Here is a 3,218-nt window from a genome sequence, read left to right as displayed (position 1 = left end):
CCAAGATTCTTCCCGCACCGCAGAAACCAAGAACTGCCTGACAGGAAAGCCACTTGCGTCGCCAAAAAGCCCCCACTTTCTGCGAGAGCGACAGGTTGTTTTTCCACAGAATCAGCCCAACGCGGTCGTCGGTCAGGTTACAGCGAACGTCGGCACTCCCAAGTCCGTCGAAACCCGTCAAAAGACGAAAATTCTGGGCCAATGTCTTCGAGAGGCAGTATTGCGATGACGGAGTTCCTGAATACACGCCGTCTTACCGCAAGAAGACGAGCGTCTCAGAAACGACCATTTAGAAGAGGATAGCAGAAGACCAAAAAATAATATCGGTAGGCGGCAACGCATCCGCACGCAATTCATTGTCGCAGTTCTGGCTTTTTATCACCACGGCAGTGCCCTCGAAACCGGCAACTGAGCGATTTGATCAGGTCAAGCGGCCAGTGCTGTCGAGCCAGTTGGCTTTCTATGTTCACGCAGAAAGGGAGACACCGCGAATTGCGAGATTGGCAGCGCGCGATCCCTAGCGCTTTTGCTTTGCCTGAGCCGGAGAAATGCTGTGGCTACTCTGTTAGTTTTTATTCTCTGTTAGTTTGTCCTCGCCACCGGAGCCACCGGTGCTAACGCTAGTTATGAGATCGTCGTTACCTTTGCCGTTGTCCGTTCGGCCATTTGCAGCGCTTACTGTAAGCCCTTTTGGCGCTCCGTCTTCCCATCCTTTTTTCTGACCCTTTGCCGGATCCGCCCCCACTGAAACTGAGGAAGCCAGCATTAAGGCCGCAACCGCGACAATAGTTTTCATGGCGATGTTCCTTCGAACTTAGTTAAAAGATGGACCAAGTCTGGCAAGCGTAGGCAAAGCGCCCTCAATCCGCAAGAACCGAAAGTTATCGGGTTCATGCATCCCATGCATAGACTGGCGGCTTTTGAGCGAAAGCCTTCTGCGGGTAGGCCTTCAGTGGCAAAGATCCAGCTCATCAACTTTCTCTGGCAACAGCAATCTTCGTCATCCTTAATCCATTCACTGGCTTGAGCAAATGATTGCAGCAGTTTGGTGGGGAAAACGCCGGCTAGATTTGGGTGCCGAAACCAAATTCACATCCTGATGCCAAGAAGCAGTTTGGACCTAGGCTCTGGACCCATTAATTTGGTTGCGGTCTCCGCGTGATCTTGATTCAAGCTCCCAAACTTTAGGGGGCGTGATGAGCAATCTTTTCTGGCTGACTGACGAACAAATGGCGCGGCTCCGACCTTACTTTCCGAAGAGCCATGGCAAGCCACGTGTCGATGACAGGCGTGTTCTGAGTGGCATTATCTTCATCAATCGCAACGGCTTGCGATGGTCTGATTCGCCGAAGGAATACGGCCCACCGAAGACACTCTACAACCGTTGGAAGCGGTGGAGCGACATGGGCGTATTCGCCCGGATCATGGTGGGGTTGGCTTCGGAGGGAACGGATCGGAAGACGATCATGATCGACGCGACCTACCTCAAGGCGCATCGCACGGCCTCCAGCCTGCGGTTGAAAAAGGGGGGCGTGGAAGGCTGATCGGGCGCACCAAAGGCGGCATGAACACGAAGCTGCATGCCGTCACCGACGCTTAGGGACGCCCGATCCGGTTCTTCATCACCGCTGGTCAAGTCAGCGATTACACCGGAGCCAGGGCGCTGGTGAGTAGCCTGCCATCGGCGGACTGGCTACTGGGAGACCGAGGATATGATGCGGATTGGTTCCGCGAAGCCTTGGTAGAAAAGGGGATCAAGCCTTGCATCCCCGGACGAAAGTCACGCGACAAACCTGTCAAATACGACAAGCGGCGATACAAGCGACGGAACCGGATCGAGATCATGTTCGGGCGACTGAAGGACTGGCGTCGCGTTGCCACCCGCTACGACAGATCCCCGACGGTATTCCTCTCAGCAATCGCGCTCGCGGCTACTGTCTTGTTCTGGTTGTAAATCAATGAGTCTGGAGCCTAGTCACCCGAATCTAAAGTTCGCCGCATAGGGTTTGGGTTCGCTGGCAGAACCGCTTGACCGATGCGAGGATTTCATCGGCGGACTTGACCCATCTGTATGGTTTGGGGTTCTCGTTGTGTGCTTCGATGAAGGCGGCAATGTCGGCCTCCAGTTCGGCAGTCGACCGATGGACCCCGCGCTGCAACTGCTTGCGGGTCAATTCAGCGAACCAGCGTTCGACCTGATTGATCCATGATGCCGAGGTGGGCGTGAAGTGGACATGCCAGTGCGGACGGCGGGCGAGCCATGCCTTGATCCTGGGCGTCTTGTGCGTGGCGTAGTTGTCCATCACCAGGTGAACGTCCCGACCTTTCGGTATGGCAGTGTCGATCTGCTTAAGGAAGTCGAGGAACTCGGTTGCTCGGTGACGCTTGTAGCATTTGCCGATGACGGCGCCGGTTGCGATGTCGAGCGCGGCAAACAGCGAGGTCGTGCCGTGGCGGATGTAGGTGTGAGTTCTACGCTCGGCCACACCCGGTGCCATCGGCAATACCGGCTGTTCACGATCCAGCGCCTGGATCTGGGATTTTTCGTCTAAGCACAGCACGATAGCCCGGTTCGGTGGCGCCATGTAGAGGCCGACGATATCCTGCACCTTGTCGACAAACAGCGGATCGGTCGAGAGTTTGAAGGTTTCGCTGCGATGCGGCTGCAAACCGAAAGCGGTCCAGATCCGGCGGATGGTGGTGTGCGACAGGTCCGTTGCCGCGGCCATCGAACGGATTGACCAATGGGTGGCGGCCTTCGGAGTGGTGTTCAGCGTCCTCTCGATCACCTCGGCCACCTGAGCGTCCGATACCGTGCGGGGCCTTCCAGGGCGATATTCGTCGGTCAGACCCTCGATCCGGTCCTTCACGAACCGCCTGCGCCACTTGCCCACCGTGTGCTCATGCACCCCAAGTCGCGCACCGACCTCCTTGCTTTGAAGCCCCTCCGCACAGAGCAGGATCATCCGACACCGGTCCGACAGCGAGCGCGGAGCCTTGTGCCGCCGGATCTGAGCCTCGAGAAAGCTGCGCTCATCGGCACTCAGAACCACCTCGTCTGCAACCCGGCCAACCATATCATCCCCCCGAAATCACTCGGATCAATGATACGAACTACAGTTCCAGGTGACTAGGTCGTGTTGACAAAAGGGATTCACACTCGGCGATAGGCGTGATTCAAGCTGGTATCTGCGATGGAGACCAGCTTGGCACGAGAC

3 protein-coding genes and 1 pseudogene are annotated in these 3,218 nt (G+C 56.5%); 2 read left to right on the top strand and 2 right to left on the bottom strand.

The genetic code is table 11. The annotated features are described in order from the left end of the window. Window positions 1-229, top strand: a 229-nt coding sequence (locus tag AX756_RS26585; protein ID WP_231701186.1) for a hypothetical protein, incomplete at its 5' end; no start/stop codon positions are given. A gap of 336 nt (window positions 230-565) precedes the next feature. Here AX756_RS26585 and AX756_RS25955 read toward each other — a convergent pair. Next, window positions 566-796 (bottom strand): hypothetical protein, encoded by a 231-nt coding sequence (locus AX756_RS25955; protein WP_156461694.1) that lies wholly within the window; start codon window positions 794-796, stop codon window positions 566-568. A 400-nt stretch (window positions 797-1,196) separates the two neighbouring features. Here AX756_RS25955 and AX756_RS25400 point away from each other — a divergent pair. Continuing rightward, window positions 1,197-1,954 (top strand): annotated as a pseudogene (locus tag AX756_RS25400) (IS5 family transposase). A gap of 31 nt (window positions 1,955-1,985) precedes the next feature. Here the strand turns inward: AX756_RS25400 and AX756_RS24570 are convergent. Continuing rightward, a complete protein-coding gene (locus AX756_RS24570; RefSeq protein ID WP_082739368.1) occupies window positions 1,986-3,077 on the bottom strand; it encodes an IS630 family transposase in 1,092 nt (363 codons plus the stop codon). Window positions 3,078-3,218: the final 141 nt, after the last annotated feature.

Origin of the sequence: Aliiruegeria sabulilitoris (genome assembly GCF_001558155.1) — a bacterium.
GTDB classification, from domain to species: Bacteria; Pseudomonadota; Alphaproteobacteria; order Rhodobacterales; family Rhodobacteraceae; genus Tropicimonas; species Tropicimonas sabulilitoris.
This window is presented reverse-complemented; position numbering and strand designations above follow the sequence as displayed.

Coding starts and splice junctions, on each gene's coding strand:
- AX756_RS24570 (WP_082739368.1), bottom strand. CDS start 3,077: ATGGTTGGCCGGGTTGCAGACGAGGTGGTTCTGAGTGCCGATGAGCGC.
- AX756_RS25955 (WP_156461694.1), bottom strand. CDS start 796: ATGAAAACTATTGTCGCGGTTGCGGCCTTAATGCTGGCTTCCTCAGTT.